This window comes from Actinophytocola sp. NPDC049390, assembly GCF_044466355.1.
Classification (GTDB): Bacteria; Actinomycetota; Actinomycetes; order Mycobacteriales; family Pseudonocardiaceae; genus Actinophytocola.
The window spans coordinates 294,785-321,398 of sequence record NZ_JBITMQ010000002.1; the positions used below are offsets into that span (position 1 = coordinate 294,785).

At 70.6% G+C, this 26,614-nt stretch carries 25 protein-coding genes; 8 read left to right on the forward strand and 17 right to left on the reverse strand.

The features are described from left to right. Positions 1-232: 232 nt before the first annotated feature. From ACIBVP_RS07530 to ACIBVP_RS07605, 16 genes are all read right to left on the reverse strand, one after another. Positions 233-1,624: a condensation domain-containing protein gene (locus ACIBVP_RS07530; RefSeq protein WP_396105180.1), complete on the reverse strand. Its 1,392-nt coding sequence runs from the start codon at positions 1,622-1,624 to the stop codon at positions 233-235. Beyond that, positions 1,614-2,855, reverse strand: coding sequence for an MFS transporter (locus ACIBVP_RS07535; protein ID WP_396105181.1), 1,242 nt, complete (start codon positions 2,853-2,855; stop codon positions 1,614-1,616). Before ACIBVP_RS07535 ends, ACIBVP_RS07530 begins: the two co-directional genes overlap by 11 nt. 137 nt (positions 2,856-2,992) lie before the next feature. Then, positions 2,993-3,814, reverse strand: coding sequence for a hypothetical protein (locus ACIBVP_RS07540; RefSeq protein ID WP_396105182.1), 822 nt, complete (start codon positions 3,812-3,814; stop codon positions 2,993-2,995). 6 nt (positions 3,815-3,820) lie between these two features. After that, entirely contained in the window at positions 3,821-5,032 is a 1,212-nt protein-coding gene (locus ACIBVP_RS07545) for a 3-oxoacyl-[acyl-carrier-protein] synthase III C-terminal domain-containing protein (RefSeq protein WP_396105183.1), read from the reverse strand. Next, complete coding sequence (locus tag ACIBVP_RS07550; RefSeq protein ID WP_396105184.1) at positions 5,029-6,264, reverse strand: cytochrome P450; 1,236 nt, start codon at positions 6,262-6,264, stop codon at positions 5,029-5,031. Before ACIBVP_RS07550 ends, ACIBVP_RS07545 begins: the two co-directional genes overlap by 4 nt. A gap of 48 nt (positions 6,265-6,312) precedes the next feature. Further along, on the reverse strand, positions 6,313-7,338 hold the full coding sequence (locus ACIBVP_RS07555; protein WP_396105185.1) for a methyltransferase: 1,026 nt from the start codon (positions 7,336-7,338) through the stop codon (positions 6,313-6,315). Positions 7,339-7,454: 116 nt separating this feature from the next. Then, positions 7,455-8,363: a phytanoyl-CoA dioxygenase family protein gene (locus tag ACIBVP_RS07560; RefSeq protein WP_396105186.1), complete on the reverse strand. Its 909-nt coding sequence runs from the start codon at positions 8,361-8,363 to the stop codon at positions 7,455-7,457. Continuing rightward, positions 8,360-9,442 carry a 4-hydroxyphenylpyruvate dioxygenase gene (hppD, locus tag ACIBVP_RS07565; protein WP_396105187.1) on the reverse strand — a complete coding sequence of 361 codons (1,083 nt, stop codon included), beginning with the start codon at positions 9,440-9,442 and terminating at the stop codon, positions 8,360-8,362. The genes ACIBVP_RS07560 and hppD overlap by 4 nt, the downstream gene beginning before the upstream one ends. A gap of 5 nt (positions 9,443-9,447) precedes the next feature. Further along, positions 9,448-10,698 (reverse strand): beta-ketoacyl-[acyl-carrier-protein] synthase family protein, encoded by a 1,251-nt coding sequence (locus ACIBVP_RS07570; RefSeq protein ID WP_396105188.1) that lies wholly within the window; start codon positions 10,696-10,698, stop codon positions 9,448-9,450. Further along, on the reverse strand, positions 10,695-12,302 hold the full coding sequence (locus ACIBVP_RS07575) for a class I adenylate-forming enzyme family protein (protein WP_396105189.1): 1,608 nt from the start codon (positions 12,300-12,302) through the stop codon (positions 10,695-10,697). The genes ACIBVP_RS07570 and ACIBVP_RS07575 overlap by 4 nt, the downstream gene beginning before the upstream one ends. A gap of 14 nt (positions 12,303-12,316) precedes the next feature. Beyond that, entirely contained in the window at positions 12,317-12,781 is a 465-nt protein-coding gene (locus tag ACIBVP_RS07580; RefSeq protein ID WP_396105190.1) for a beta-ketoacyl synthase chain length factor, read from the reverse strand. Next, positions 12,778-13,869, reverse strand: coding sequence for a beta-ketoacyl-[acyl-carrier-protein] synthase family protein (locus ACIBVP_RS07585; RefSeq protein WP_396105191.1), 1,092 nt, complete (start codon positions 13,867-13,869; stop codon positions 12,778-12,780). The genes ACIBVP_RS07580 and ACIBVP_RS07585 overlap by 4 nt, the downstream gene beginning before the upstream one ends. Beyond that, a complete protein-coding gene (locus ACIBVP_RS07590) occupies positions 13,862-14,107 on the reverse strand; it encodes a hypothetical protein (protein WP_396105192.1) in 246 nt (81 codons plus the stop codon). The genes ACIBVP_RS07585 and ACIBVP_RS07590 overlap by 8 nt, the downstream gene beginning before the upstream one ends. Continuing rightward, on the reverse strand, positions 14,104-14,379 hold the full coding sequence (locus ACIBVP_RS07595; protein WP_396105193.1) for an acyl carrier protein: 276 nt from the start codon (positions 14,377-14,379) through the stop codon (positions 14,104-14,106). The genes ACIBVP_RS07590 and ACIBVP_RS07595 overlap by 4 nt, the downstream gene beginning before the upstream one ends. 61 nt (positions 14,380-14,440) lie before the next feature. Then, complete coding sequence (locus tag ACIBVP_RS07600) at positions 14,441-15,841, reverse strand: class I adenylate-forming enzyme family protein (protein ID WP_396105194.1); 1,401 nt, start codon at positions 15,839-15,841, stop codon at positions 14,441-14,443. A 727-nt stretch (positions 15,842-16,568) separates the two neighbouring features. Continuing rightward, the gene (locus ACIBVP_RS07605) at positions 16,569-17,741 is read right to left on the reverse strand and encodes a phosphatidylserine/phosphatidylglycerophosphate/cardiolipin synthase family protein (protein WP_396105195.1); all 1,173 of its coding nucleotides are present in this window, start codon (positions 17,739-17,741) and stop codon (positions 16,569-16,571) included. A 345-nt stretch (positions 17,742-18,086) separates the two neighbouring features. Between ACIBVP_RS07605 and ACIBVP_RS07610 the strand changes: the two genes are divergently transcribed. Genes ACIBVP_RS07610 through ACIBVP_RS07645 form a run of 8 tightly spaced genes read left to right on the forward strand, consistent with a single transcriptional unit; the run spans position 18,087 to position 25,673 of the window. Then, positions 18,087-19,046, forward strand: coding sequence for a DUF6772 family protein (locus tag ACIBVP_RS07610; protein WP_396105196.1), 960 nt, complete (start codon positions 18,087-18,089; stop codon positions 19,044-19,046). 6 nt (positions 19,047-19,052) lie between these two features. After that, a complete protein-coding gene (locus ACIBVP_RS07615) occupies positions 19,053-19,388 on the forward strand; it encodes a hypothetical protein (protein WP_396105197.1) in 336 nt (111 codons plus the stop codon). A gap of 15 nt (positions 19,389-19,403) precedes the next feature. Next, positions 19,404-20,915: an ABC transporter substrate-binding protein gene (locus ACIBVP_RS07620; protein WP_396105198.1), complete on the forward strand. Its 1,512-nt coding sequence runs from the start codon at positions 19,404-19,406 to the stop codon at positions 20,913-20,915. A 14-nt stretch (positions 20,916-20,929) separates the two neighbouring features. Beyond that, positions 20,930-21,994: a LacI family DNA-binding transcriptional regulator gene (locus ACIBVP_RS07625; protein WP_396105199.1), complete on the forward strand. Its 1,065-nt coding sequence runs from the start codon at positions 20,930-20,932 to the stop codon at positions 21,992-21,994. Then, positions 21,991-22,917, forward strand: coding sequence for an ABC transporter permease (locus ACIBVP_RS07630; protein WP_396105200.1), 927 nt, complete (start codon positions 21,991-21,993; stop codon positions 22,915-22,917). Before ACIBVP_RS07625 ends, ACIBVP_RS07630 begins: the two co-directional genes overlap by 4 nt. Beyond that, a complete protein-coding gene (locus tag ACIBVP_RS07635) occupies positions 22,914-23,753 on the forward strand; it encodes an ABC transporter permease (RefSeq protein ID WP_396105201.1) in 840 nt (279 codons plus the stop codon). Before ACIBVP_RS07630 ends, ACIBVP_RS07635 begins: the two co-directional genes overlap by 4 nt. Further along, positions 23,750-24,712 (forward strand): ABC transporter ATP-binding protein, encoded by a 963-nt coding sequence (locus ACIBVP_RS07640; RefSeq protein ID WP_396105202.1) that lies wholly within the window; start codon positions 23,750-23,752, stop codon positions 24,710-24,712. The genes ACIBVP_RS07635 and ACIBVP_RS07640 overlap by 4 nt, the downstream gene beginning before the upstream one ends. Next, positions 24,705-25,673, forward strand: a complete 969-nt coding sequence (locus tag ACIBVP_RS07645; RefSeq protein WP_396105203.1) for an ABC transporter ATP-binding protein — start codon at positions 24,705-24,707, stop codon at positions 25,671-25,673. The genes ACIBVP_RS07640 and ACIBVP_RS07645 overlap by 8 nt, the downstream gene beginning before the upstream one ends. Here the strand turns inward: ACIBVP_RS07645 and ACIBVP_RS07650 are convergent. Then, positions 25,657-26,604 (reverse strand): GNAT family N-acetyltransferase, encoded by a 948-nt coding sequence (locus ACIBVP_RS07650; protein WP_396105204.1) that lies wholly within the window; start codon positions 26,602-26,604, stop codon positions 25,657-25,659. The two genes, ACIBVP_RS07645 and ACIBVP_RS07650, sit on opposite strands and share 17 nt — an antisense overlap. Between the last annotated feature and the right edge of the window lie 10 nt (positions 26,605-26,614).

Sequence of the window (26,614 nt, forward strand, 5' to 3'; positions counted from 1 at the left end):
GGGCCCCCCCGGGGCGGGCCCGCCCCCCCCCCCCCGCGCGGCCCCCCCCCCCCCCCGGGCCGGGGGGGGGGGGGGGGGGGGGGGCGCCCCCCCCCCCCCCCCCCACCTCTCGTGCACTAGACCGGCCGTCAGGCCGGCTTCTCCAAGATCGGCTTCTCCTCGATCGGCTTCTCCAAGATCGACATCTGATAACCACCTCCCTTCCCGCTATTCGTGCTGTCCATTTGGACACTCAATGGGCCGCGCCGGTGGCCACGCGGCGCGTGACCCCGGTCGGCGCGTCCGGTTCGAGCGCGGCCCGCACGGCCGCCGCCTCGATGTCGCGCATGATCGTCGCCATGTCGGTCCGGTCGAAGTACCGCCGGTCGACCGACATCACGAACTCGATGGCGCCCGGCGGGTCGTCGACGTTGAAGTAGATCTTCCGGCGCGGCATGCTGATCTCCGGCTCCCACGACAGGTGGCTGTGCGCGAGCGCCGCGCGGATCTCCTCGTCCGACGGGATCGCCTCGCCGACGTGGCCGCGTTCCTGCTGCCGTCGGTCGTTGTAGAAGCACGACAGGTCCAACTCCTCGCCGCGCTCCCGCTCGACCCGCTCGATCACCTCGTCCTGCTCGTACGGGTTGTAGTAGGCGTTCTTGTAGGCGTTGATCGCGCTCGCCGCGGCCCGCGACACCGCGTCGCCCATGGTCGTGTCGGCGACGTCGATCATGTACGGACTCAGCTGGATCAGCGCGCTCACCGAGTCGGCGAGGCCCGGCCGGAACCTGTTGCCCACCATGAGCATCGCCATCACCGGGTTCACGCCGGTGAACCGGGCGAGGCCGACGGCGAAGCTCGCGAGCAGCACCGGCGAGTCGTCGATCTTCTCGCGTGCGGCGACCGCCCTGATCGCGAGCAGCGTGGCGGGTGACCGGTAGTGGACCATGTCGATCCACCGCTCACCGCCGAAACGCGGCTCGCCGAACCGGCTCGCGTCGATCGTGCGCAGCACCCGCTCCAGGTACTTCAACGAAGCCGCGTTCTGCCGCTGCCCGGCGGGGCTCGCCTGCCGCGCCGCCTGTTCCAGCGGCTGCAACGCGGTGACCGGGCCGGTCCCGCCCGCCTTCGTGTCCGCGGCGAGCGCGCTGTGCCCGTACGCGTCGATGGACGTGTGCAGGATGACCGTGACCACGTGGGTGAGCACGCCTTCCTTGCGGATCGCGGCGACCCGGATCGGCCACTCGGTTCCGTAGTCGAACCGCTCGTGCTGCCAGCGTTCCGACACCGCCTCGGCCACCAGCGCGGGGTCGTCGGCGCCCGCGTCGACCACCGCCAGCGTGACCTCGCCCGAGGTGTGGCAGCGCTGCCGTGGTGGCGCGTCCTCGCGCAGCACCAGCGTGGTGCGCAGCGCCTGGTGGCGGGACACCATGGACCGCAGCGTCGCGGCCAGGTCGTCGAGCGTCGTGCCCGGCTCCGCCTCGGCGACGTGGAACACGGTCTTCGACATCCCGGAGGCCTCGATCGACTGCCACAGCCCGATCTGCCCCCACGTGAGATCGGCCTCCCCCTCGCCGTCGCCCTCGAACGTCACGGCGACCCGGTCGACGACCTCGCCCTGGGGAAGCCTGTCCTCATCCGGCATGGTGTGCCTCAACCTTCGGGTGTGCTTTCTCGATCTGGGCGGCCGCCGCCTCGACGGCGGGCCGGATGAAGAACCCGGCGACTCCGAACACCGCGGCCAGCCCCAGCCAGGCGAACATGCCGCGCTCGACGACCCCGATCGTCACGAGCGCGGGCCCGACCGTGTACATCGCGGCGGTGCCGAGTGAGAACACCGCCAGGTACTCCCCCTGCCGGTCCCTCGGCGCGAGGTCGTAGGACACGCTGATGCCGCCCGCGACCTGGAACAGCTCGCCGAACGTCAGCAGCACCATCCCGGCGGCGAGGAGCACGATGGTGAGCGCGGTCGGCGTCTCGCCGGAGAACGCGACCACCGCGGCGCACCCGGCGAGCGACAGCGACGCGAGGCGCAGGGCGCGGACACCACCCTCGCGGGTCTCCGTGCCCTTGCTGAACGGGACCTGCAACAGGATCACGAGGATGGTGTTGAGCACGATCAGCGGCCCGACGATCAGCGGCGGCGCCGACGTGTGCTCGGTGATCCACAGCGGGATGCCGATCGACAGCAGCGGGATGTGCAGCACGAACACCGCGTGCAGTGCCGCCACCCCGAGGAACCGGCCCTGCCGCAACGACGTCGGCCAGCCGCGCACGGTGCGCCGGGTCGGCGTGTAGTCCGCCATCAGCGGCACCTTGGCCAGCAGGATCCCGGCGAGCACGAACGTGAGCGCGTCGCCGAGCACGATCGCGAGGAACGCCGGACGCGTGCCGATCGCCATGATCACGGTGGCGAGCAGCGCGCCGAGCGTGAACCCGACGTTGGCCACCACCCGGAACGCGGCCATCACCCCGGTCCGCAGCTCCTTGCCGATGTGCCGGTCCACGTACATCTGGTTGACCGGATCGACCGCGCGTGCCGGTATGCCCACCACCACGGCGACGATCAGGAACGTGACGAAGTCGTGCACGAACGCGTACGCGAAGAACCCCGCGGCACGCCAGAAGTGCAGCAGCACCGCGGCGGGCCGGGGCCCGATGCGGTCGGCGAGCATGCCGAGCGGGGTGAGCGCCACCAGCCCGCACAGGCCCGCGACGGTGAGGCCGATGCCGACCTCGGCGATGGAGAGCCCGGCGCCTGCCGTGTAGAACACCGCGGACCCGGCGATGAACAGACCGGTGCCGGTCGAGTCGATCAGCCCGACCACGACCAGCAACCCGCTCCTGGCGGGCAGCCCGAGCCACGGGATGCGCATGGAGTGACTGCTCCTTCACGTAGAATGGCCGCGAGAGCGTGCGGGGGCGGCGACACCCGCCCCCGCACCGGCCCTCTCGCGGGAGGGCCGCCACGTCTCTCGGCACGAGAGAACTAGCTGCTTTCAGCAGCGCTGTTTCAGTCCTTGACCGCCATGTCCGCTACACCTCCTCCCGTTCCAGGTGCTCCGGCCGCCGCCGCGAAGGCGGTCGGCCGGGGGCTTGTCTCGACCCCGGCCACGCACAGGTAGCCGAGCCCGGGGTCGTAGTCGGCGAACACCAGCAGGCCGCCGGGTTCGCGGTCATCGAGCCGTGCCCACAGCCCGGTGTAGGGCAGGCCGTCACTCGGACCGTCCACTCCGGACCCGAGCACGAGCGTCACGTCGTCGCGCGCGCCGCTCAGCTCCGCGATGTCCACGGCCAGCGCCGCGTCCACCGCGTCCGCGGGCAGCGCGGCGTGCTGGCGCACGACCACCGGCGCCGGGCCCCGCTCCAGCAGCAGCGCCACCGCCGAGTGCCGTGTGGGCACGGACGCGTCGGCCACCAGCGGGTAGGGCACGGCGGTCTGTTCGGCCACCACCAGCACCGCGCGGTCGACGTCGTGGTCGGCGATCAGCCGCAGTGCGGTGAACGCCGCGACGACCCCCTGGTCGCACACCGCGAACCCGCGCGGCCGGCCGGGACACCGCGCCGCCAGGTGCAGTGCCGTGTTGCGGCCAGGCTGCACGTCCGGCACGCCGTAGGCCAGCACGAGCAGGTCCACCGGCTCACCGTCGGCCGTGAGCGCCGCGATCGCGGGTTCCGCCAGCTCGGCGTAGGCGTGCCCGGTGCCCAGCACGTCCTCGCGCACCGCCAGTCCCCTCGTCGCGGCGAGGTCGGTGAGGTACGCGGGCAGCGCCGGGTGCGCGGCGAGCACGGAGTGCGCGTCGTCGCTGTGGTGGGCGAGCGCCGTCAGGTACATCGCGGGTCACACACCGTCCGCGTGCGCGACCACGAAGTCGGACAGCGACCCGACGGACGCGAGGTCGCGGCGGTCGATCTCCTCGACGTCGACCTGGATGTCCAGCTCCTCCTCCAGCGCGAGCAGCAGTTCGAGCGTCTTCGACGACGACAGGCCCAGCTCGTCGAACAGCCGCGTCTCCTCCGACACGGCCAGGTCGCCGCCCAGCATCCGTCCCAACAGGACGCCAAGGGCGTCGACGACCCGCGTGCGCAGCTCGGTTGCCAGCATCTGTCCGCTCCCGTGTTCGAAGACCATGGCCGAGAAGACCGCACCGAGCCCCGCCCCGGCGGTGAGGTAGCGGTCGCCGGGCGACAACCGCCCGGTCGCGACCGCTGACGCGTGGTTGATGAAGGTGTCCGCGGACGGCGTGTGGCCCGCCAGCGGGACGTTGTCGAGCAACACCCGGTCGACCGGCAGCCCGATGCGCCTGCAGACCCGCCGCCACGACACGACGTTGACGTTGTGCGGCAGCACCAGCGCGACGTCGTCGAGCGACATGTCGGCCTGCTTCACCGCGTCGAGGATGACCTCGCTCAACAGTTCCGTGTAGTCCTGGGCGAACCGGTCCATCGCGCCGAGACCGTCGGTGCTCCAGTGGTCGAGGTCGCCGCGCTGACCGGCCGCGTAGGACAGCAGCACGTCACCGGGACCGCCCGCCGCGACCAGGCACGCGCCCGCGCCCTCGCCGAACACGCGCTGGTCGGGCGCGAGCCGCTCGTCCTGGGTGAACACCTGCTCCCCCGCCACCACCAGCGCGAGCGCGTACGGGTCGCCGTCGCGTGCCAGCATGCGGCCCGCGATGTCGATGGCGAGCAGCCCGGACGCGCACGCGTGGTGCGTGATCGTGAACGCCGTCGCGGCGCCGAGACCGAGCCGAGCCCGCAGCTCGTGGACCGGGTTGACCGGGTACGGCGCGACCACCGGCACACCGCGCGCGTGGATCACGTACCGCACGCGGTGCTCGCGGCCCCGCAGCGACGGCAGCGCCCGCGCCGCCCCCTCCAGCAGGTCGGCCAGCGTCTCGCCGGGTCGCTGCCTGCGCACCTCGCCGAGCCCGTTGAACCGCCGCAGCACCCGCACCTGGGTCGGGGTGAGCCCCAGCTCGGGCCCGAGTTCCTCGACGGTCACCATGCGCTCCGGCAGGAACGCGGCCACGTCGGCCAGCGTCGTGGTCATGTCACTCTCACCGGTAAGGATTCGTACCCGCGCAGCATCAGCGTCGTGCGTGCGCCGGGTTCGCCCGCGAGCGCGAGGTCCGGGAAGCGGCGCAGCAGCATCGGCACGGCCACCCTGCTCTCCAGCTTGGTCAGCACGGCACCGAGGCAGTAGTGCATGCCCGCGCTGAACGACAGGGGTTGCCCCTCGTCGCGGCCCGGGTCGAACGTGTCGGGGTCGGTGAACTTCGCCGGGTCACGGTTGGCCGCGCCCAGCAGCACCAGCACCCTGCGGTCCTTCGAGATCGGCACTCCGGCCACCTCCGTGTCCGCCGCCGCCCAGCGAATGGAGAAGTGCGTCGGCGGCTCATACCGCAGCACCTCCTGGATGAACCCGTCCGCCCGCTGCGGGTCGGCGAGCACGCGCGCCTTCTCCGCCGGGTCGTCCAGCAGGATCCGCACGCTGTTGCCGATCAGGTGGCTCGTGGTGACGAACCCGCCGTTGTACATCGTCAGCAGGTTCGCGACGAGCACGTCGTCGGCCAGCTCGACGTCGTCGGCGACGAGCTCGCTCACCAGGTCGTCGCGGGGCTCCGCGCGACGTTTCCCCACCAGCTCGTGGAAGTACCCGGTGAGGTCCTCCGCGGCCTTGTCCGCCGCCTTCTGGAACCGCCACACGCCGGCACCGAGGTCGAGGATCGCGCCGAACGCACGCACCCGCTCCGGGAACCAGTCCCGGTCGTGCTCCGGCACGCCGAGCAGCTCGCCGACGACGTCGCTCGGCACCGGCAACGCGAAGTCCGCCAACAGGTCCACCGTCGTCCCGCCCGCGCCGAGTTCGGCGAGCCGGTCGAGACGCCGCGCCACGATCCGTTCCACCGCCGGTTCGAGCGCGGCCACACGCCGGGCGCTGAACGCCTGGCTGAACATCCTGCGCACGGTGGTGTGCTGCTCGCCCTCCATGAAGAAGATCGAGCTGACCAGCACCCGCAGCGCCGGATGGGTACGCCACAGCCTGCCGTCGCGCCGGTCCGGGTAGTCGCTGGTCATCACGTGCAGCGCGGGGTCACGCAGCGCCTGGTGCACCGCGTCGTAGCCGTGCACCACCACGTCGAACCGGTCGGACGGGTCCGGCAGCAGGCACACCTGGCCGTGCCGGTGCAGCTCGGCGTAGAACGGGTTCGGATCCCGCCGTCCCTCCGCCGAGAGCAACGACCGCAGCGATGTCTGCGTGACGCCGTCCTGATGGTTCACTTTCCCCAGCTCCGTTTCCCCGACCGTGGTGATTCAGACCGCGTGGTTTCAGGCCGCCACGACGACGATCGCGCTGTCCGCGTTCGGTCCGTTGCCGTGGTTGACCGTCTCGAGTGCGAACCCGGCGTCGGTCAGCAGCCGCAGGTAGTGCTCCTCGGTGCGGTCGTGGCCTTCCAGCAGGACCAGCATCAGCAGGTCGACCATTCCCGACGCCGCGTCCGGGTCGCTGTCCTCCTCCGGGACCAGTTGCTCGAACACGAAGAGCCGTGCGCCAGGGCGCATCGCCGCACGCACGTGCCGCAGGATCCGCATGGCCTTCTCGTCCGACCAGTTGTGCAGCACCCGCGCCAGCACGTAGGCGTCGCCACCGGACGGCACGCCGTCGAAGAAGCTGCCCTCGACCAGGTCCGCCCGGCCGGCGAGGCCGTCCTCGACGAGCTTCTTGCCTGCCGCGCGCACCGCCTCCGGTAGTTCCAGGAGCACGCCGCGCATCAGTGGATACGTGGTGAGCACCTCGGCGAGCAGCCCGCCGCTGCCGCCGCCGACGTCGACGAGCGTGCCGACCCCGGAGAGGTCGCACGACGCCAGCGTCTTCGGCACCTGGTTCGCGTTCATGGCGTCCGCGAAGGTCGCGGCCACCGCGTGGTTGCCGTTCAGGTAGTCGTAGAACGGCTCCCCGTAGACCATGTCGAAGGCGGGTGCCCCGGTCCGCACCGTGTGCAGGATGTCCGCGAAGGACCGGAACACCTCCTCCCCGTCCAGCACCGCCATCTGCCGCAGTGAGTGCGGCACGTCCGAGCGGAGGCAGTCGGTGACCGACGTGAGCGCGTAGGTCCTCGGCGCGGTCCTGCGGAACAGGCCGATCGAGGCCATGCCGCGCAACAGCCGCGCCAGCGCGTCCGGGTCGGCGCCGCTGACCTCGGCCAGCTCGTCGACCGAACGCGGCCCGTCCGCGAGCAGGTCCGGCACGCCCAGCTTCGCGACGGCGTAACAGCACTGCGCCACCCAGCTGCTTGACAGGATCCCGAGCAGCTTGCGCCGTGCGAACCCGCCGGCCACCGATGTCTCCGCCACGGCCGTCATCCGTCGTCGCGGAACGTGGCGGCCGTCATGGTGCGGTCCGCGGTTCCCGGACACGGCTGTCTCCGGTCAGGTCTGGACAATTGTTTGTCGCTCCTCGCTAGATGTGGTCAACCGCGCCACAGAACGGGGCAGTAATCCGGATCCGAGTAGTCCGGGCGACCGTCCGGCGTTTTCCGGACCAGGCTGTCATGATTGTAGAACGCAAGACTGCCGTCCGACAACGGGAATTCGTGAAATTCATTCGCGCCATCCTGCAGGTGCAGGGAAACCGCACGGCGCGGCCGCGTGCTCACGTTCGCACCACTGCCGTGGTATGTCTTGCAGTGGTGGAAGCTCATGTGCCCCTTGGGAATCACCATCGGGACCTTGCGCACCTCGGCGCCGTTGTACGCCGCGTTCTCGGCCAGCATCTGCTCCAGCTCGGACCGGTCGCGTTCCGCGAAATGGCGGGTGGTGCTGTCGTCCGCACCGATCTCCTGCCACCGGTGACTGCCGTCCACCATCGTGATGGTGCCCATTTCCTCGGCACAGTCGTGGAACGGAATGAAAGCGGTCAGCATGTTGTCCGACGACGAGGACGCCCAATAATGTTTGTCGAAATGCCACGGCACGATGTTGGAGGGCAACCCCGCGATCGGCGGCTTGTAGATGAGCGTCGACTGGAAGACGCGGATCTCCTCGGCCCGCGCGAGCCACGCGGCCACCGCGCCGATGATCGGCTTGAGCAGCAGCTTGGCGAGGGGGTCGCTCTCGTAGTGCACGTAGTCGTTGTGCCGCTGCACGTCCCCCTGCTCCGGCGTCCAGTACGCGAGCCGGGGCGGGCGCACCGGAAGCGTGCGGTCACGCGCACCGGCGTAGTACCCCTCGCTGGCCGCGACCAGCTCGTCGACCTCGGCGTCGGTGAACAGCTTCTTGGACAGGTACCAGCCGTGCTCGGCGTAGAACGCGACGTCCTCGTCGGACGGCAGCAGCTCGCGGTCCTGTTCGGACAGCGTGAAACGTTCGGTCGTGGTCACCGAAGTCCTCCAACCAGCTCGCGGTTCTTGGCCTCGTACAGCGCCTTGATGTTGCCGCTGCCGAAGGTGAGCGCGCCCCGGCGCTCGATGATCTCCAGGAACAGGGTCCTGCGTACGTGCATCGACTCGGTGAAGATCTGCAGCAGCTGCCCCCAGTGGTCGGTGTCGACGAGCACGCCGGCGTCCCGCAGGTCGGCGACCGGCACCGCGAGGTCGGGCACCCGGTCGGCCAGCGCGTCGTAGTACGTCGGCGGCGTGTTCGCGAACCGCACGCCCCGTGCGGCGAGCGCGCGCACCGTGTCGGTGATGCCGTCGGTGGTGAACGCGACGTGCTGGACGCCCGCGCCGCCGTGCCAGGCGAGGAAGTCGTCGATCTGGCCGCGCTCGCGGCTCGTGTCCGGCTCGATCAGCGTGAGCGTGATCAGCTTCGACGGGCTCTGCACGACCTTCGACGACATGCCCTGCGCGCCGACCTCGATGTACTCCTCGAAGATCTGCGAGAAGCCGAACACCTCCTCGTAGTGCTTGACCGTCGAGTCCAGCTGCCCGGCGGGCACGCACACGGCGAAGTGGTCGATCAGCTCCAGCAGCGGCGCCGCGTCGCCCGTGTCGTCCGCGTCGTTCGTGGCGGACATGAGGAACACGCCGGGCAGGAACTCGGTTCTGGGGCCGGTGCGCTGCACCAGGCGGTGCGTGATGTCCCCGAAACCGAGCACCTCGGCCGTCGTCACGACCGCGTCGCCCTCCGCGTAGCGGGCAGGCGCGGACACCGCGGCCGCACCCGCGTGCACCAGCTCCCCGAACGCCGACTCGGCGTCGTCCACCTCCAGCGCGATCACCGCGACGCCGTCGCCGTGCCTGCGCACGAACTCGGCGGCCGGGTGGTCGGCGACGAGCGGTGAGGTGAGGACCATCCGGACGTCACCCTGGGTCAGCAGCAGCGACCGCTGCCCCTTCAGCCCGGTCTCCGGCCCGCCCTGGCCCCGGAGCCGGAACCCGAAGGCGGTGCAGTAGTAGAACGCGGCCTGTCGCGCGTCTCCGACGTACAGTTCGATGTGGTCTATTCCGTTGAGATTCATGTGCCCTAACCGTTCCGCTTCTTCTCGGTGCCGGCCGCGCTCAGCACCAGGCTCACGTTCTGGCCGCCGAAGCCGAAGGAGTTCGACAGCGCGTGGCCGATCTCCCGCTCCAGCGGTGTGGTCCGGACGTGGTTGCCCGGGCACGCCGGGTCGACCTCGTCCAGGTTGTAGGTGGGTGGCAGCACGCCCCGTGCCACCGCCATGGCGCTCGCCGCCGCCTCCACCACGCCGGAGGTGCCGAGCATGTGGCCGGTCAGCGACTTGGTCGAGCTGACCGGCGGACCGTCCACACCGAACACCGCGGCCAGCGCCGCGGTCTCGGCGACGTCACCGAGCTTGGTCGACGTGCCGTGTGCGTTGACGTAGCCGATGTCGCCGGGGGCGAGGCCCGCGCTCGCGAGTGCCCGCCGCATGCACTCGGCCGCACCGGAACCGTCCGGCCGCGGCGTGGTCGGGTGGTGGGCGTCGGTGGTGGCGCCCCAGCCGCGCACGTCCGCGTAGCCTGCGGCCCCGCGTGCGTTCGCGTGCTCGGTCCGTTCCAGCACGAGCATGCCCGCGCCTTCCGCGAGGACGAACCCGTTGCGCCTGGTGTCGAACGGGCGGCTCGCGGCGGTGGGGTCGCTCCACCGGCGCGCGAGCGCCCGCGCGTTGCCGAACGTGTCGGCGAACGTGGGGAACAGCGGCGCCTCGCTCGCGCCGCACACCACCACGTCGGCGTCACCCGACCGGATCAGCCGCAGCGCGTCGGCGATGGCCTGCGCACCGGACGCGCACGCGGTGCCGATGCTCGAACTGTAGCCGCGGATCCCGTGCGTGATCGCGATCCTGGCGGCGGGCATGTTCGGCAGGATCCCGGTCAGCAGGTACGGGCTCACCGACGTCCGGCCGCGGTCGCCGCGCGCCAGCACCTGCTTCTCGAGCGTGGCCATGCCGCCGACACCGCCGACCACGACACCGATGCGGTCCGGGTCGACATCCCCGCCGACCTCGATCCCGGCGTCGGCGAGCGCGTCCGCGGCGGTCAGCAGCGCCAGCACCACCGTCTTGTCCACCACCGAAGCGGCCGGCCCGGACACGACCGTGCGCGGGTCGACGTCCGGGACGAAGCCGCCGACGTCCACCGAGTCCGCCGCCGGATGCCCCTCCGGCGGCACGGCGAGCCCGGACTTCCCGACGCACAGGGCGTGGAAGACCTCCGCCGCGCCCCTGCCGACCGGCGTCAGCAGGCCCATGCCGGTGATCGTCGCGCCGGTCATGCCGGTGCCTTGCTCAGGTGCTGCTGGCGCAACAGGAACTTGCGGACCTTGCCCGTCACGGTCAACGGGACGTCCTCGTGCCGGATCGCGACCACGCGGTCGAGCGTCGCGCCGACCCGCTCGCCGAGCGCGGCCCGGATGACCTCGGTGCGGTCGGTCCCGGTGTCCGCGCCGGACGCCAGTTCGAGCAGCACGTCGGTGACGATGCGACCGTCCTCCGACACGATCACGACCGTGCAGTCGAGCACGTCGGGGCATGCCGCGAGGATCCGCTCCTCCGACAGGGCCGTGTAGAAACCGTCACCGACCACGGCGTCGGGGTCGCGGTCCACGTGGTAGTAGTTGCCGTCCTCGTCGCGGTAGCCGAGGTCGCCGGTGAGGTAGTAGCCGCTCAGCCGCGCGCGGTAGGTGGTGACCGAGTCGTTCCAGTAGCCGGGCGAGAGCGTCGGCGCGTTGAAACCCAGCCTGCCGATCCTGCCCGGCGGCAGCTCGTTGCCCTCCTCGTCCAGTACCGCGACCTCGGCGAACTTGTACGGCCGCCCGATGCGCCGGCCGTAGTGGTCGCTGTCCGGTGTGTGCGTGACGTGGAACCCGTTGTGCCCCATCTCCGACGAGCCGAGCCCGTCGACGAAGTGCGAGCCGGTGATCCGGACGCGCCCCTCACGGGTCACCGTCTCCCGTGAACCGACCGCGACGAGCCGCCGGATGTGCGTCTCGTGCGCGCAGTCGCCGGTGTTGAACCACATCCGCACCGAGCCGACGTTCCGGGCGGGCAGGTCGAAGCGTGCGAGGTCGGCCCACGTGACCGCGAACCCGTACACCGCCTCCGGCTGCCAGCGTTCGATCGCGGCCAGCACGGTCGCACCATCCTGATCGGACAGGCAGAGCATCCTGCCCCGGTTGCACAGGATCTGGCAGACCATCAGCACGGTCGCCGTGTGCGGGATCGGCAGCGCGTTCAGCACCCGGTTCGTGCCCTGCGCCTGCGGCATCTTCAGCAGGTGCCGCTGCGAGGCGAACAGGGTGCGGTGCAGGTGCAGCACGGCCTTCGGCACCCCGGTGGTGCCGGACGTGTGCGTGATGACGATCGGGTCGTCCTGGTGGTGCCGGTAGTGCGGCGGCGCCGCGGCCGGGTCGCCGGACGCGAGTTCCGCCGGGGCGCCGAGGAGTTCGGTGCCCAGGTCGTGCCCGGCGAGCAGCTCCGTGTGGGCGGCGTCGGCGAGCACACCCCTGGCACGCAGCCTGCGGATGAACTCGGCGGCGATCTCGGGGGTCATCTTCCCGTTCATCAGCGCGGGGATCGCACCGATGCGGGTGAGGGCGAGGAAGCTCAGGACGGTGTCGGCGGCCGCGGTCGCCCACACGGCCACCGCGTCGCGTCTGCGGATGCCGCGCGCGTGCAGCCACGCGGCGCGTGCGTCCACCATGCGGTCCAGGTCGCCGAGCGTGAACTCGTACTCGGCCGGGTGGCCGTCGACCTCGGTGTCGAAGATCAGCCCGGGCCCGTCCGGATCGGCGCCGTGCGCGAGCACCGTGTGCAGCACGTTGCCCGCACCGATGTCCGGGTCGGCGGCCAGGACGGCACGCAGGCCCTTTGCGTTCATCGTGACTCTCTCCTTCAGCTCACCAGCACGGCATGCGCGGTCTCCGCGCCGGCCTGTTCCACGAGGACCACCAACACCTCGTCGGCGTCCCCGTCGTCGATCAGCAGTCGTGCGTGCGCCAGGCCTTCCGCCTTCGGATCGCCTGTCGGGCACAGGCAGACCACGGGACCGCGCAGACCCCAGGTGGCGGCGACGTGCCCGGCGACGCTGTTGGGCACGGCCTGGAAGAACAGCAGCGGCCCGACGCGGGCGCCGTCGTCGACCGCGTGCGCCACGTGCTCGGCCATCGCCACGTCCCCGCTCCCGCTCACGACGACGATCGCGGTGCGCCCCCCGACGTCGTCGGCGGCGGGCGCGTTTCCGTGACGGGTGGTCAGGCACTCGTTCGCGGCGGCGGCCACGAGCGGGCTGAACGAGGACAGCACGAATCCGGGCAGTGGCCTGGGTTCCCGCACGGTCGCGGTGGCGAGCTCGGTCATGACGCCTTCACCAGCACCGCCGTGTTCGCGCCGCCGAAGGCCGCGTTGACGCTCAGCGCGTACGGGCTCGTCGCCGGTCTCGGTGCGTCCAGGATCAGGTCCAGGTCGCACGCCGGGTCGGCACCGAGGTGTCCCGCGGTCGCGGGCAGCTTCCCCGCCTGCACCGCGAGCACCGTGACGACGAGTTCGAGCAGGCCGGAGCCCTCCAGCCCGTGCCCGTGCACGGACTTCGTCGAACTCACCGGAACCCGTTGCGCGCCAAGGGCTTTCCGCAGTGCCACCGCCTCGGCGCCGTCGCCGTCCGCGCCGCTCGCGTTGGCGTTCACGTACCCGACCGCGCCGGGTTCGATCCCACCGCGCCGCAACGCGTCGCCGATGGCACGCGCCATACCGTGCCCGTCCGGGTCCGGCCTGACGACGTGGTGGGCGTCGCCCGCGCGCCCCCACCCGGCGACCTCTGCGAGCACTTCCCTGTCCCCGAACGGTTCCAGCACCACCGCCGACACCGCGTCGCCGAGCACCAGTCCACTCCGTCCGGTGCTGAACGGGCGCGCGACGCCGTCCTTGGCGAGCGCCCGTCCGGCGTCGAAGAGCGCGAACTGGTCGGGCTCCACGAGGTAGCCCGCCGCCACCACGACCCGCCCGGACCGTCCCGCCCGGATCGACGCGGCCGCGTCGGCGACCGCCGTGCTGCCGGAGACACACGCACACGTGTAGATCCGCGCCACCCCGGCGAGCCCGGCCCGCTCGGCCAGTTCCCGCGCGAACCCGGCCGTGGTCGCCGTGGCCGACCGGCCCGCGTCGGGATGCCCGTGAATGCCCAGCAGCAGCGGGGTTTCCGCCCGTTCCGCCGGTGTGAGACCGGTGCACGCCTCGTCGATCACGCCGGCCAGCTCGTCGGCGAGGGTGCTCGCGTCCGGCAGTGTCGCCGCGACCGTGGTCCTGCGTCCGCCGACGTCGAACCGGCGCACCGGGCCGAACGCGGCGGCACCGGCGAGTGCGCCTGCCAGCTGGGCCTGCACTCCTCTCCCGAGCGCACTGACCGCGGCCAGCCCGGTGATACCGGTTCGTAACGGCGGTTCACTCATGCGGGACCGCCGTGATCGCCTCGCGCAACACCTCTACCGCACCGTCCACTGTGCTCATCCGGGCGTACTGCCCGTCGTTCAGCTCGATCTCCACGCCGTAGCGTTGTTCCACCTGGTGCATGAGCCACGCGAGCTGCATCGAGTCGACGCGGTCCCCGACCTCGTCGACCGACCGGTCCCCGAGGCTCGCGATCATCGCCACGACGTCGTCGCGTGCGACAGCGGGTTTCTCCCTCATCCCGCCTGACCCGCACCGGCGACGTTCGAGGCGCGCTCGGCGACCGTCTTCGTGAACTCGCCGACGGTCATCAGCGCCAGTTCCTCGGACTCCTCCTCGGCGAACCGCACACCGAAGCGGTCCTCGACACGCACGGCCAGCTCCGCCATCGCCAGCGACTCCAGATCGACACCCGCCGGGCCGAGCGTGCTGTCGTCGTCGACACCCTCGATGTCGTAGTTCATCTCCTGGAGGGTCTCCAGCACGAACTCACGGACCTCAGCAGCGTTCATGTCCTCACCTTCTACTGTGTTTGCGGTGTACTCGTCGGGAAACGCTGTCCCGTAAGGGTTTCTAGGAGATCGTGTCGTGGAGCACGGTGCGGTCGCGGACGAGCTTGCCCGTCGTGGTGCGCGGCAGTGCCGTCACGAAGTGCGTGGTCTTCGGTCGTTTGTAGGCCGCGAGCCGTTCCGCGAGCGCGGCTTCCACCGACTGCCCCGGGGTGTCCCCCGCCAACTGGACGAACGCCGTGATCTCCCTGTCGTACAACACGACCGCGGCGGCGACTCCCGGCAGCTCGGTGAGCGTGTGCTCCACCTCGGTCAGGTCGACCTTCAGCCCGCCGACCGACACCTGCGAGTCGAGCCTGCCGAGCACGGTCACGAGACCGGTGTCCGGGTCCACCCGGCCGGCGTCCTTGGTGTGCAGCCAGCCGTCGGCCCACCGCGCCGGATCGGACAGCCCGACGTACGGCGACTCCCGTCGCCGGATCAGCAGTTCACCGGCCACTTCGCGGACCTCGATGCCCGGCGCGGGCAGCAGCGCCGGGCGGTGCTCGCCGAACAGGTCGGTCGCGATGACGCCCAGCTCCGTCATCCCCCACATGTTCCCGAGCGGCACGCCGTACTTCTCGTCGAACGTCGCCGAGACGGCGGCGGGCACCAGCTCGCCGCCGGTGGTCATCCGCTTGAGCTGGCCGAGCTTGCGTGGCTCGGCGACCGAGTTCAGGAGTCCGATGTGGAACGGCACGCCGAGCACGGTGGCCGGTGTGTCGCCGGACGCGACCGCGTCGAGGATGGACTCGCCGGTGAGCCGCCGCGGCGGCACCAGCTCGATCCCCGCGTGCAGCCCGTAGAGGAGTCCGCCGACGAGACCGAGGACATGGACCATCGACGGCAGCAGGACGATTCGCTCACCAGGCAGTGGCACGCCGTCGATCTCCGTGTACCGGTGCACCTCCGCGACCAGGTCCTCGGCCGTTCGGCCGATCACCTTCGACGGCCCGGTGGAACCGGAACTGAGCTGGAGGACCGCGTGCGGTGCGTTCGCCTGCCTGCCCTCCCGGGCCGTGATCACCTCCGTCACGTCGTGGAAGACGTCCAGCGGGCTGCCGTGCGTGGCCCCGACCGCGACCAGGACCTGCACACCGAGACGATCGACCGCCGCGTCGACTTCGTAACGGGTGAGCCGGTGGTCGAGCAGAACGGCCTGCGCACCGGCTCGCCAGACGGCGAGCAGGTTGGCAACGTAGGTGAGCGAGGGCGGCAGGTTCAGCGCCACGCAGCCGCCGGGCCGCACCCCCGCGGCGACCAGGGTCTCCTGCTTGTCGCGGACCAGCCGGCGTAGCGCGGAGCGGGCAATCGGGCCAGTCTTCAGGTGTAAACAGACGTCATTGTCTGCACCATTCAGCAATACCTCGTCGACCCATTCCGACGCACCGGTCCGCAGCGGTTCCGTGGCCGTAATCGCTGTCACCTCCCGACTAGAAATGTGCAGCACAAATTCGCCCTCCTTGAGGGCGTACATCGGGTTGCCGCCAGGGCCCCTCAGCCGACAGCGAAGTGGAGCGTACGTCAGATTCCGCGCAGTGAGAAGACAATCACGGAACGACGCTGAAAGTAATGAGTCGATTACGGACTGTTTGAAGAGGACGAAGGTCGATCTCGCGATCAGCGCGCTGACCTGCCGGTTTGCCCTGTCGTTGGCGTGGACCGACGGCGTTTGACGTCCGTCCGGCCGACCGATTGCCACCCAGAACAGGACATCCCGGGCAGTATTCCCGGGATACCTACCTCCGTCCCACTGTATGGGGCGAAATGGAGTACAAACCCTGGGCGCCTCGTACGAAAGTCAACTTTTTCCTGAGCAATTCCAGTGACTGTTCGTCCACTTGCGCCGGGGGAATCTCACCGCGCGTGATGGGATGGGGAGATTCATTCCTCAAAGGACGTTCAGGTCCGGTGTGACCGGCTGGACCTGGTTGGAACGCCGGGCTCAACCCGCATCGCGGCAGCCTCAGCCGTTCGGCCGTACGTGACGTGGTCCGGCGGGCTTGTTGAGATTTGGCATGGATGGATGGCCTAGCGCCCGGCTTGTGCACGGGGCTGGGGCCCGCTTCGGAGGCCGGGCGCTGCGCGCCCGGCCTCTCCCGGGTGGTGGTGCTGTTGCCGCGTCGGCGACGTCGCGTGGCCGGCGAACGACCTCAGGACGCGGTCGCGAACATGTACCCGAAGTTCGCCTCGTACGCGTCGAACACCGAGCGGATGTTGGTCTGGATCATCGCCTCGTCGTTGCGGCGCAGCGAGGTGGCGTTCCAGTTCGGGCTGCCGGTGAACACCCACCGCGCGTTCGCGTCCCCGTCGAACTCGCCGTCGATCAGGAAGTACTTCGAGTGGATGCGGCCGGGCAGGGCGCTCGCGTCGTTCAGCACACGCCGCTCGATGCGCGGGTCGGCCGACAGGGTCGCCAGCACCTCGTCGTCCATCAGACCGTGGACGATCTTCACCCGGCAGCCCTGACCGGACAACGCCACCAGCCGCTCCGCGATCGCGATCCGGTAGCTGTCCCATTCCGACATCCCGATGTGGATGGTGGTGCCGCCGTCGCAGCCGACCTTCGCGAGGATCTCCAGCACGTGATCACCTTCCGCGCGCGGGAAGAAGTACGACCGCACCGTGCCGCCGGGCATGCCGGTGGTCGTCGTGCGGTAGTAGTCGTCCGTGGCGCGTTCGGCCGCCAGGTCCTCGAAGTAGGCGTCGTAGGCCGCGTAGAGCTTGGTGTTGCCGACGAGCGTCGTCGCGTTGTTCCAGTAGGTCCGCGAGTTGACGTCCGTCAGGTTCGCCGACGACTGGACCACGACGTCCCGTGCGTCACCCGTGCGGGAGAACAGGTAGAACTTGTTGTGCTGACCCTTGGTGCCGATGCACGAGGACGTGTTGCCCTCGGGGGACACCCGGGAGCACACGTGCAGCCACGAGTCCGCCGACTCGTCGGTGCCCAGCTCCGCACGCAACGCCTCCGCCGCGGGAGTGGTGTCCTGCCAGCCGTCGAGCACCATCTGCACGTCCACCCCGCGGCGGTGCGCTGCGATCAGCTCGGTGGCGAAGTCGAGGCCCGCCGCGCCGGACACCACGAAATGCGCGATGCGGATCCGCGACCCGGCGGGCGCCTGGTGCACGAGGTTGCAGATCGCTCGGACGATCGCGGTCGCGTCACCACCCGCCGGATCGTTGAACACCGCGCCGGTGCGCACCGGCGTCACCGGCACGTCCCGGCACGGCCGCGCGACCTCGTCCGCGACCGCACCACCCGCGGACGGCACCGCGGCGAGGCCGGCCGCCAGCGCGACCGACAACAACAGAGCTTTCACACGCATGGGATTCCCTTCCGTTCGGGCGCGAGCGTCGCGGGCCCGGTGGAACGACGCGCCGACGGCCGGTGACGCCCAGGCCAACCGCGTCGGTCGGGGTGGGTGGGGACGTGAGCAGACCACTGCACACAGTTAGTTGAACGCTTAAGTTAACGTTATCGGTAGCGTTCATGGGTACGTTACGTGCGCATGAAGCGCACCGTCAAGGGGTCCGGCGCGTCCGTACCGGTTCAGTCCGAAGTGGTCTTTGACAGCCGCGCCATCGGGAATTAACGTTCACGCCACTTCCTCAGTTAGCGCTCACGTGAACGTTCATCCCCGCGTGTGCCGATCCCCAGGAGCTGACCGATCTTGACCACAGACGCCGACATCGCCGCGCACCTGCGCAGGGCGCTGCTCGACGCGGACCCGGACCTGTCCCGGTACAACCCGCTCCCCCGCATCCTCGTGTTCGACAAGTTCGACACCGGCACCCACGGCTGGACCGAACTGATCGGCAACCACGACGGCGAGGGCAACCTCGACACCGTCGACGACCACATGCGGGACTTCCGCCCACCGCAGCTGTCCTCGTGCACGTTCTTCGACACCGGCACGCACGGCGCGATGACCGGCAACTACGCGCTCAAGGTCGCGACCCGGCCGGTCACGGGCCACACCGCGGTCGCGATCCGCAGGCTCACGATGGCGAAGAAGGGCCGGGTGCAGTTCGAGACCTACTTCACCTACAAGGCCGAGTCCGCGTCCGAGGAGAACGGCGCGGCGACCAAGGCGGGCGCGGGCGACTGGGACGGCAACATCCACCCGTCCGAGCAGCAGTTCGGCGCGTTCACCGTCGCCACCGACATCTGCGACGACCGCGGGGAGCGCTACCACACGGTCGTCAGGTACCAGAACACCGATCTGGACAACAACTTCACGCGCCGCTGGATGTACCCGAACGTGCCGGAGCCGACCCCGCGCGAGCACCTCGAAGGCAAGGTGAAGCTCGACGCGCTGGCCGACTTCACCGCGCCGAACCCCGAGGACTGGCACCAGTTCGGGGAGCCGCAGTCGTTCTGCTACAACGAGGTGCCGACCAAGGTCAACTGGCACTACCTGCGCTGGCAGATCGACACCGAGGCGCAGCGCAACGTCGAGCTGCAGGTCAACGACCGCGTCTACGACATGCGGGACGTGCCCGTTCCGGTGTACGAGGAGCGCTACGACTCGCTCGACAACCTCCTCAACTTCTACGTCAGCGCCCGTACCCACACCGACGTGCGGAACTTCCTGTTCCTGGACTCGGTGCTCGTCTCGGTGGATTGGTAGGTCCTCATGCGACAGTCACAGGCAGCGGTGCTGGAGCGCTACCGCGTACTGACGGGCGAGTTCACCACCGAGCCGTACGAGTCCGGCTGGGCGAGCGAGGCCCGGTGGTTCGTGCGGGTGCTCGACTCGTCCACATCGGACACCAAGCTCGTGCTCACCACACAGGTGTCGCCCGACGGGCTGCACTGGTGTGACGCCGAAGTACCGGCGCAGGTGGCCGAGGGAACGGGAATGGTGTCGTGGCCCGTGCGCGAGTTCGGGCAGTGGTTGCGGATCAGGGGGTCCGTCGAGGGGGCAGACCGGTCAGCGAAGGTGCTGATCTACCTCACGCTCAAGGGCTGAGCATTGGAGAGACACATGGTGACCACCCGCCGGAACTTCCTCAAGATCAGCAGCATGGGGCTCGCCGGCGCCTACCTCGCCGCGTGCAGCGTCGGCGGCGGCACCCAGTCGGGTGCCGAGTCGGCGCTGCGGGCGGCGTTCACCCAGCCGATCAACGACCTCGACCCGCACGGACCGTCCAGTGTGGACGAGGCGACACTGCTCGCGGGGCGGTTGATCTACGACACCCTCGTGCGACGCAACGGCGAGAAGCTCGAACCGGCCGTGGCGACGAAGTGGGAGCAGCCGGACGACACCACGTGGGTGTTCACGCTGCGGGACGACGTGACGTTCCACGACGGTGAGAAGCTCACGGCGAAGGACGTCAAGGCGTCGCTGGAGCGGGTGAAGAACGCCAACACCGCGCAGTCCGCGCTGTGGACGTCGGTGACGTCGGTCGAGGCGACGAACGACACCACGCTGACGATCACGACCGAACGGCCGCTCGGCACGATGCTGACGAACCTCACCCTGATGTTCGTGCTGCCCGCCGCCAAGATGACCCAGTCCGGGTTCTTCGGCAAGCCCGTCGGCAGCGGCCCGTTCAAGGTCGCGTCGTTCACCCCCGCCGACGAGCTGGCGCTCACCGCGGTCGACCACTGGAGCGGTAAGCCGAAGCTCAAGGAGGTCAGCCTGCCGTACCTGCCGGAGACCTCCAGCCAGATCACCGCGCTGCGCACCGGCGACCTGGACGCGCTGTGGCCGATCCCGCCGGACCAGCTGCGTGAGCTGGAGGGCGTCGACGGCATCACGCTCGAGACGATGCCCAGCTATGTCTACTACCTCAACTGGTTCAACTGCGGGAAGGCGCCGTTCGACGACCCGCGCGTGCGGCGGGCCATGTGGCGTGCGGTGGACGTGGCCGGGATCGTCAAGAGCCTGTTCGGCGAGGGTGCCGAGGTCATGACCGCACCCATCCCCCGCACCGCGTTCGGCCACGCCGAGCAGGAGCCGTACGGCCACGACCCGGACGCCGCCAAGCGTGACCTCGCGGCCGCCGGGCTGGGGGACGGCTTCACCACGTCCCTCATGTGGTTCGGCGACACCGGGCCGCTCGCGGACGGGCTCGCCCAGGCGATGATCTCCGACTGGGCGAAGATCGGGGTGAAGGTGACACCGCAGAGCCTGGAGAAGGCGGAGTGGCTGCGGCGGCTCAACGCCAAGGAGTTCGACATGGAGCTCCAGACCAACACGGTCACCACCGGCGACGCCGACTTCACCCTCGGGCGGCTCTACGACTCGAAGGCCGACCGGATGGGCTACCGCAACCCGGAGCTCGACACGATCCTGCGAAAGGCGCACGAGGACGCCGACCAGGACATCCGCCGCGACCTGTACGCGCAGGCCTGCAAGATCGTCTGGGAGGACGCGGTCGGTATCTTCCCTGCCGCGCTGATCAGCACCTACGGCCTGCGCAGTACGGTTACCGGCTTCGAACCGGCGCCGAGCAACCAGCCGGACCTGCGCGGCGTGACCGTGGGCACGTAACTGGGAGGACGAACATGGCCGACTCGCGGCGGGTGACGCTGAAGGACATCGCGAAATCGCTCGGGGTGTCCGTGAACACCGTCTCGCGGGCCCTCACCGGCAAGGACAGCGTCGGTGAGGAGACCAGGGCGCGGATCAAGGCCGAGGCCGAACGCCTCGGCTACGTGCCCAACCCGATGGCGCGCTCGCTGGTGCTCGGCTCGGCCATGACCATCGGCCTCGTCATCACCAACCCGTCGAACCCGTTCTACGCCAGGCTGATCAGCGCGATCGAGCACCGGGGCCGCGCGGCGGGCTACTCGCTGATGCTGCTGCTCACCGAGGAGAGCCCGGACGGCGACCAGAACGCCGCGCAGACGCTGCTGCGGTGGAACGTGGACGGCGCGCTGGTCGTGCCCGCGGTGCAGGGCGACGGCGAGCACTGGGCGCGGCTGTCGGACGCGGGCATCCCGCTCGTGTGCCTGAACCGGGACCTCGCGGACCTGGAGCTGGACTACGTCGGGGTGGACTACGAGCGTGGCGCGTACGAGGCGACGCGCCACCTCGTGGCGTCCGGCGCCCGCACGGTGTGCCTGATGGAGGAGGACCTGCCGATCTCGCCGGTCGCCGACCGGATCGCCGGGTTCCGCCGCGCGCTCGCCGACGCGGGCCTCACCGGTGAACGGGTGGTCTCGGTGCCCACGAGGCGCCTCGAGTCGCTCGCCCTGCCGTGGGAGCCCGCCGACGCCTACCGGCTGGCGCAGGAGATCGTGCGCGGTGACCGGCTGCCCGACGCGATCATGGTCGGCAACGACTACTTCGCGCTCGGGGTCTACCGGGCACTCACCGAGGCCGGTCTGCGGGTCGGCGAGGACGTGCTGGTCGGCGGCTTCGGCGACCACCCCTTCGCCGCCTACCTCAACCCCTCACTGACCACCGTCGCGCTGCCGTCGGCCGACATCGGCGTGACCGCCGTCGACCTGCTGCTGCGGCGGATGAAAGGACAGGACGACCATGACCGCGACCACGACCGGGCGGACAAGCGCCGGCTCCCCGCCGAGCTGGTCGTGCGCGCGTCGAGCAGGCGGGGAGTGACGTGATCGTCTACCTCGCGCGCAGGCTGGGACAGGCGGTCCTGCTGCTGTTCGGCGCCGTCACCATCGTGTTCCTGGTGCTGCGGGTGATCCCCGGCGACCCCGCGGCGCTGATCCTCGGCAGCCAGGCCACCCCGGACGAACTGGCCGCGAAGCGCGCGGAGATGGGGCTGTCGGACCCGCTGCTCGTGCAGTACGTCCGGCACCTCGGCGAGGTCGTCCGACTGGACTTCGGCGAGTCGTGGCGGCTGGGCGGCGACGCGTTCGACGCGGTGCTGTCCCGGCTGCCCGCCACGATCACCCTGGCCGGGTGCGCGCTCGTGTTCACGCTGCTGCTGGGGTTCCCGCTGGGCCTGCACGCCGCGCGGCACAAGGGAAAGCTCGTCGACCGGGCGGTGTCGTACTTCTCGCTGACCGGGCAGGCCCTGCCCGCGTTCTGGGTCGGCATCATGCTGGTGCTGATCTTCTCGCGGACGCTGAACCTGTTGCCCGCCACCGCGGACGGGTCGCTGCTCGGGCTGGTGCTGCCCGCGTTCACGCTCGCGCTGCCGTTCCTCGGCTGGCTCGCCCGGCTGGTGCGCAACGGCACGCTGGAGGAACTCGGCAAGGACTACGTGCGCACCGCCAGGTCCAAGGGGCTGAACGAGCGCGTGGTGTTCAACATCCACGTGCTGCGCAACACGCTGACGCCGGTGGTGACCGTGCTCGGGCTGATCCTCGGCCACTTCATCGCCGACGCCGTGATCATCGAGCAAGTGTTCGCGTGGCCCGGCATCGGCTCGTTGATGATCGAGTCGATCCAGCAGCGCGACTACGCGGTCGCCGAGGCCGCGATCATCCTCATCGCCGTGTTCTACGTCGGCATCAACGTCGTGGTCGACCTGCTGTACTTCGCGCTCGACCCCCGAGTCACCCTGGAGACGGTGTGAAGCGCTTCGGGACAGGGCCGGTCGTGGCCGCGGCCGTGCTCGGGTTGTTCGTGCTCGTCGCCGTGCTGGGGCCGGTGCTCGTGCCCTACGACAGCGTCGCCACCCGCGTGGGCGACCGGCTGCTGGCGCCGGGCAGCACCGCGTCGGACGGCTCGTTCGCGTTGCTGGGCACCGACCAGAACGGCCGGGACGTGCTGGCCCAGGTGATCGCGGGCTCGCGGGTGTCGCTGCTCGTCGGGATCAGCGTCGTCGTGGCCGGGGTGCTCGTCGGGCTCGTGCTCGGGTTGCTCGCCGGGTACTACGGCGGCTGGCTCGACACGATCATCTCGCGGCTCGGGGACATGCAGCTCGCGTTCCCGTCCATCCTGCTGGCGATCCTGCTCGCGGGCGCGCTCGGGCCGAGCCTCACCAACGTGATCGTGGCGCTCGCCGTGACCCGGTGGGTGATCTTCGCGCGGGTGGTGCGTGGCTCGGCGCTCACCACGAAGGGGCGGGAGTTCGTCGAGTCCGCCCGGGTGATGGGGGCGAGCGACCTGCGCATCCTCGCGCACTACATCCTGCCGTCGTGTGTGCAGCCGCTGCTCGTGGCCGCGACCGTCCAGGTGGGACTGACCATGGTCGCGGAGGCGGCGTTGAGCTTCCTCGGCCTGGGCGTGCCGGTCGACCAGGCGTCGTGGGGCTCGACGATCGCGAACGGTCGCGACTACCTCGCCTCCGCGTGGTGGATCGCGGCGGTGCCCGGCATCGCGTTGACGCTGGTGGTGATCTGCGTCGGCGTGCTCGGCGACGCGGCCCGTGACGAGTCCGACCCGGCCAAGGAGGTGGTGGCGCGATGACCGCCCTGCTCGAAGTGGACGACCTCGCGGTCGCGTTCGGCGGTGTGCGTGCGGTTCGCGGGGTCTCGTTGTCCGTCGCGGAAGGACAGACCCTGGCCGTGGTCGGCGAGTCCGGCAGCGGCAAGAGCCTCACGTCCCTCGCCGTGATGGGACTGTTGCCCGCACAGGCATCGGTCGTCGAGGGCGCGGTCCGGTTCGACGGCACCGACCTGTTCGCCCTCTCCCCCGACGAGCTGCGCGCGCTGCGGGGCGAGGAACTGGCGATGATCTTCCAGGATCCGTTGTCCGCGCTGAACCCGTCGCTGACCGTCGGCTACCAGATCGCGGAGATGTTCCGGCGCCGCAGGGGCATGTCCCGCGCGGCGGCACACGGGCGGGCCGTCGCCGCGATGACCGAGGTGGGCATCCCAGACGCGGCGCGGCGCGCGAAGTCCTACCCGCACGAGTTCTCCGGCGGCATGCGCCAGCGCGTGATGATCGCGATGGCGCTGGCGCTGGAACCGCGGCTCCTGATCGCCGACGAGCCGACCACCGCGCTGGACGTGACCGTGCAGGCGCAGATCCTCCGCCTGCTGCGGGAACGGCAGCGCACCGGCCTCGCGATGATCATCATCAGCCACGACCTCGGCGTGGTGGCCCGCGCCGCGCAGTCGGTGGTGGTGATGTACGCCGGTCGGGCGGTGGAGTCCGGCACGATCGGCGAGGTGTACTCGGGCCCGGCCCACCCGTACACGCTCGGCCTGATGGCGGCCAGCCCGTCCGCACGGGACGGTGCGCGGGAGGTCCGGCCCATCGACGGCAACCCACCGGACGTGTCGGCGCTGCCGGACGGCTGTGCGTTCCACCCGCGCTGCCCGTTCGCACGCGAGCGGTGCCGGACCGAGACACCGGCGCTGCGGGTGATCCCGTCGGGCCGGGCCAGCGCGTGCCACTTCGCGGAGGAGGTGCTCAGTGCTTGAGCTGGTCGACCTGGTGGCCGGGTACCGGACCCGCCAGGGCCTGTTCGGCAGGCGCGGTGAGATCCGGGCCGTGGCCGGGGTGAACCTGACCGTCGCCGCGGGCGAGACCGTGTGCCTGGTCGGCGAGTCCGGGTGCGGCAAGTCCACTGTGGCCAGAGCGGTGGTGAACCTGATCCGCCCGTTCGAAGGAGAGATCCGGTTCGACGGCCGGTCACTGGTCGGGATGAGCCGGGACCAGCGGCGCGAGGTGCAGCTGGTCTTCCAGGACCCGTACGCGTCGCTGAACCCGCGCATGACCGTGCGGGAGCTGATCACCGAGGCGTGGCGGATCCACCCGGGCGTCGTGGCACGCGACCAGTGGGACGCGGAGGTGGCGTCGCTGCTGGAACGGGTGGGCCTCAACCCGGCGCACGCGTCGCGGTACCCGCACCAGTTCTCGGGCGGTCAGCGGCAGCGGATCTGCATCGCACGGGCGCTGTCGGTGCGGCCGAGGCTGATCGTGCTGGACGAGGCGGTGTCCGCGCTGGACGTGTCGATCCAGGCGCAGATCCTCGCGCTGCTGCGGAAGTTGCGGGACGAGCTGGGCGTCGCGTACCTGTTCATCACGCACGACCTGGGCGTGGTGCGCCACTTCGCCGACCGCGTCGCGGTGATGCACCTGGGCACGATCGTGGAAACCGGTGACACCGAACAGATCTACCGCTCCCCCGCGCACCCGTACACGCAGGCGCTGCTGTCGGCCGCACCGAGCGTGGACGACTGGCGCGACCAGGGTGGCGAGGAGATCGTGCTGACCGGCGACGTCCCGTCACCGCTGCACCCGCCGACCGGATGCCGCTTCCGCACCCGCTGCTGGAAGGCGGACGAGCGGTGCCGCACGGAGGAACCGGCGCTGGAGCCGCACGGGACGGACCACCCGGTGGCGTGCCACTACGCGTCGGTCCTCAGTCCGCGCTCCTGAGGTGCGGGAGGTCCCGCGAGACCTCCCGGAACCCGACGCCGTGGTACAGCTCCCGCGCGCTGGGGTGTCCTGGTGCGCCGAGGCTGGCGACCGTGGCGTGCGTGGCCCCGGCCGCGCGCGCCAGGTGCATTCCGTGCAGGAGCATGGCCCTGCCCAGTCCGAGCCGCCGGAAGCCGGGGTGCGTCCCCACGGGCTCGAACTCGACGGTCTTGTTCACCTCGTCGAGCCACATGATCGTCGAGGCGGCCATCGTGCCGTCCGGCGCCTCGACGAGAACGTGCAGGTCGCCGCGGTAGGCGGTGGTCAGCCGGACGCCCGCGTAGCTCTCCGCCGTGTAGGTGGTGGGCGTCCACGCGGCCACGTGAGCCGCGACCGCGGCCGCTGGCCCGGCCCCGTCGGCGGTGCGGAACCGGAACCCGTCCGGCAGCACCGGCTCGGCCACGTCGGTGAGGTCCCGCTCGTTGAGCTGTGTCCAGTACCCGGTGTCGCCGAGCCCGGCCGGGTCGGGCCCGTAGCCGTGCGCCGCCCACCGCGCCAGGCCGAACTCGTCGGCGGCGCCGGGCAGGACCGTGCGCTCGACGTTCCCGGCCGTGTCGTCGAACCAGTCGATCACCTCGTCGAGCAGCGCGGCGTGGTCGGGATGGACCTGGTAGGCGAGGTAGGCGCCGGTGACGTCCCTGACCGAGCCGTCGTCGCGCCGCACCTGGCGCGGGAGCTGGGCCCAGCCCCACGCCACGAGGTCGCCGCCGGAGAACCACAGCCCGCGCCGCCAGCTCGCGCCCGCGCTCGCGTGGTCCTTGCCCCAGTTCCACGCCAGCTCACCGTACGACGCGTCGCTGTTCACCAGCTCGGGATGGGTGGCGGTGACCCGTTGCGCCAGCTCCTGCATGAGCCGCACGTCCTCGGCGGTCACGGTCTCGACGGTGGTCATGGCGCGCCAC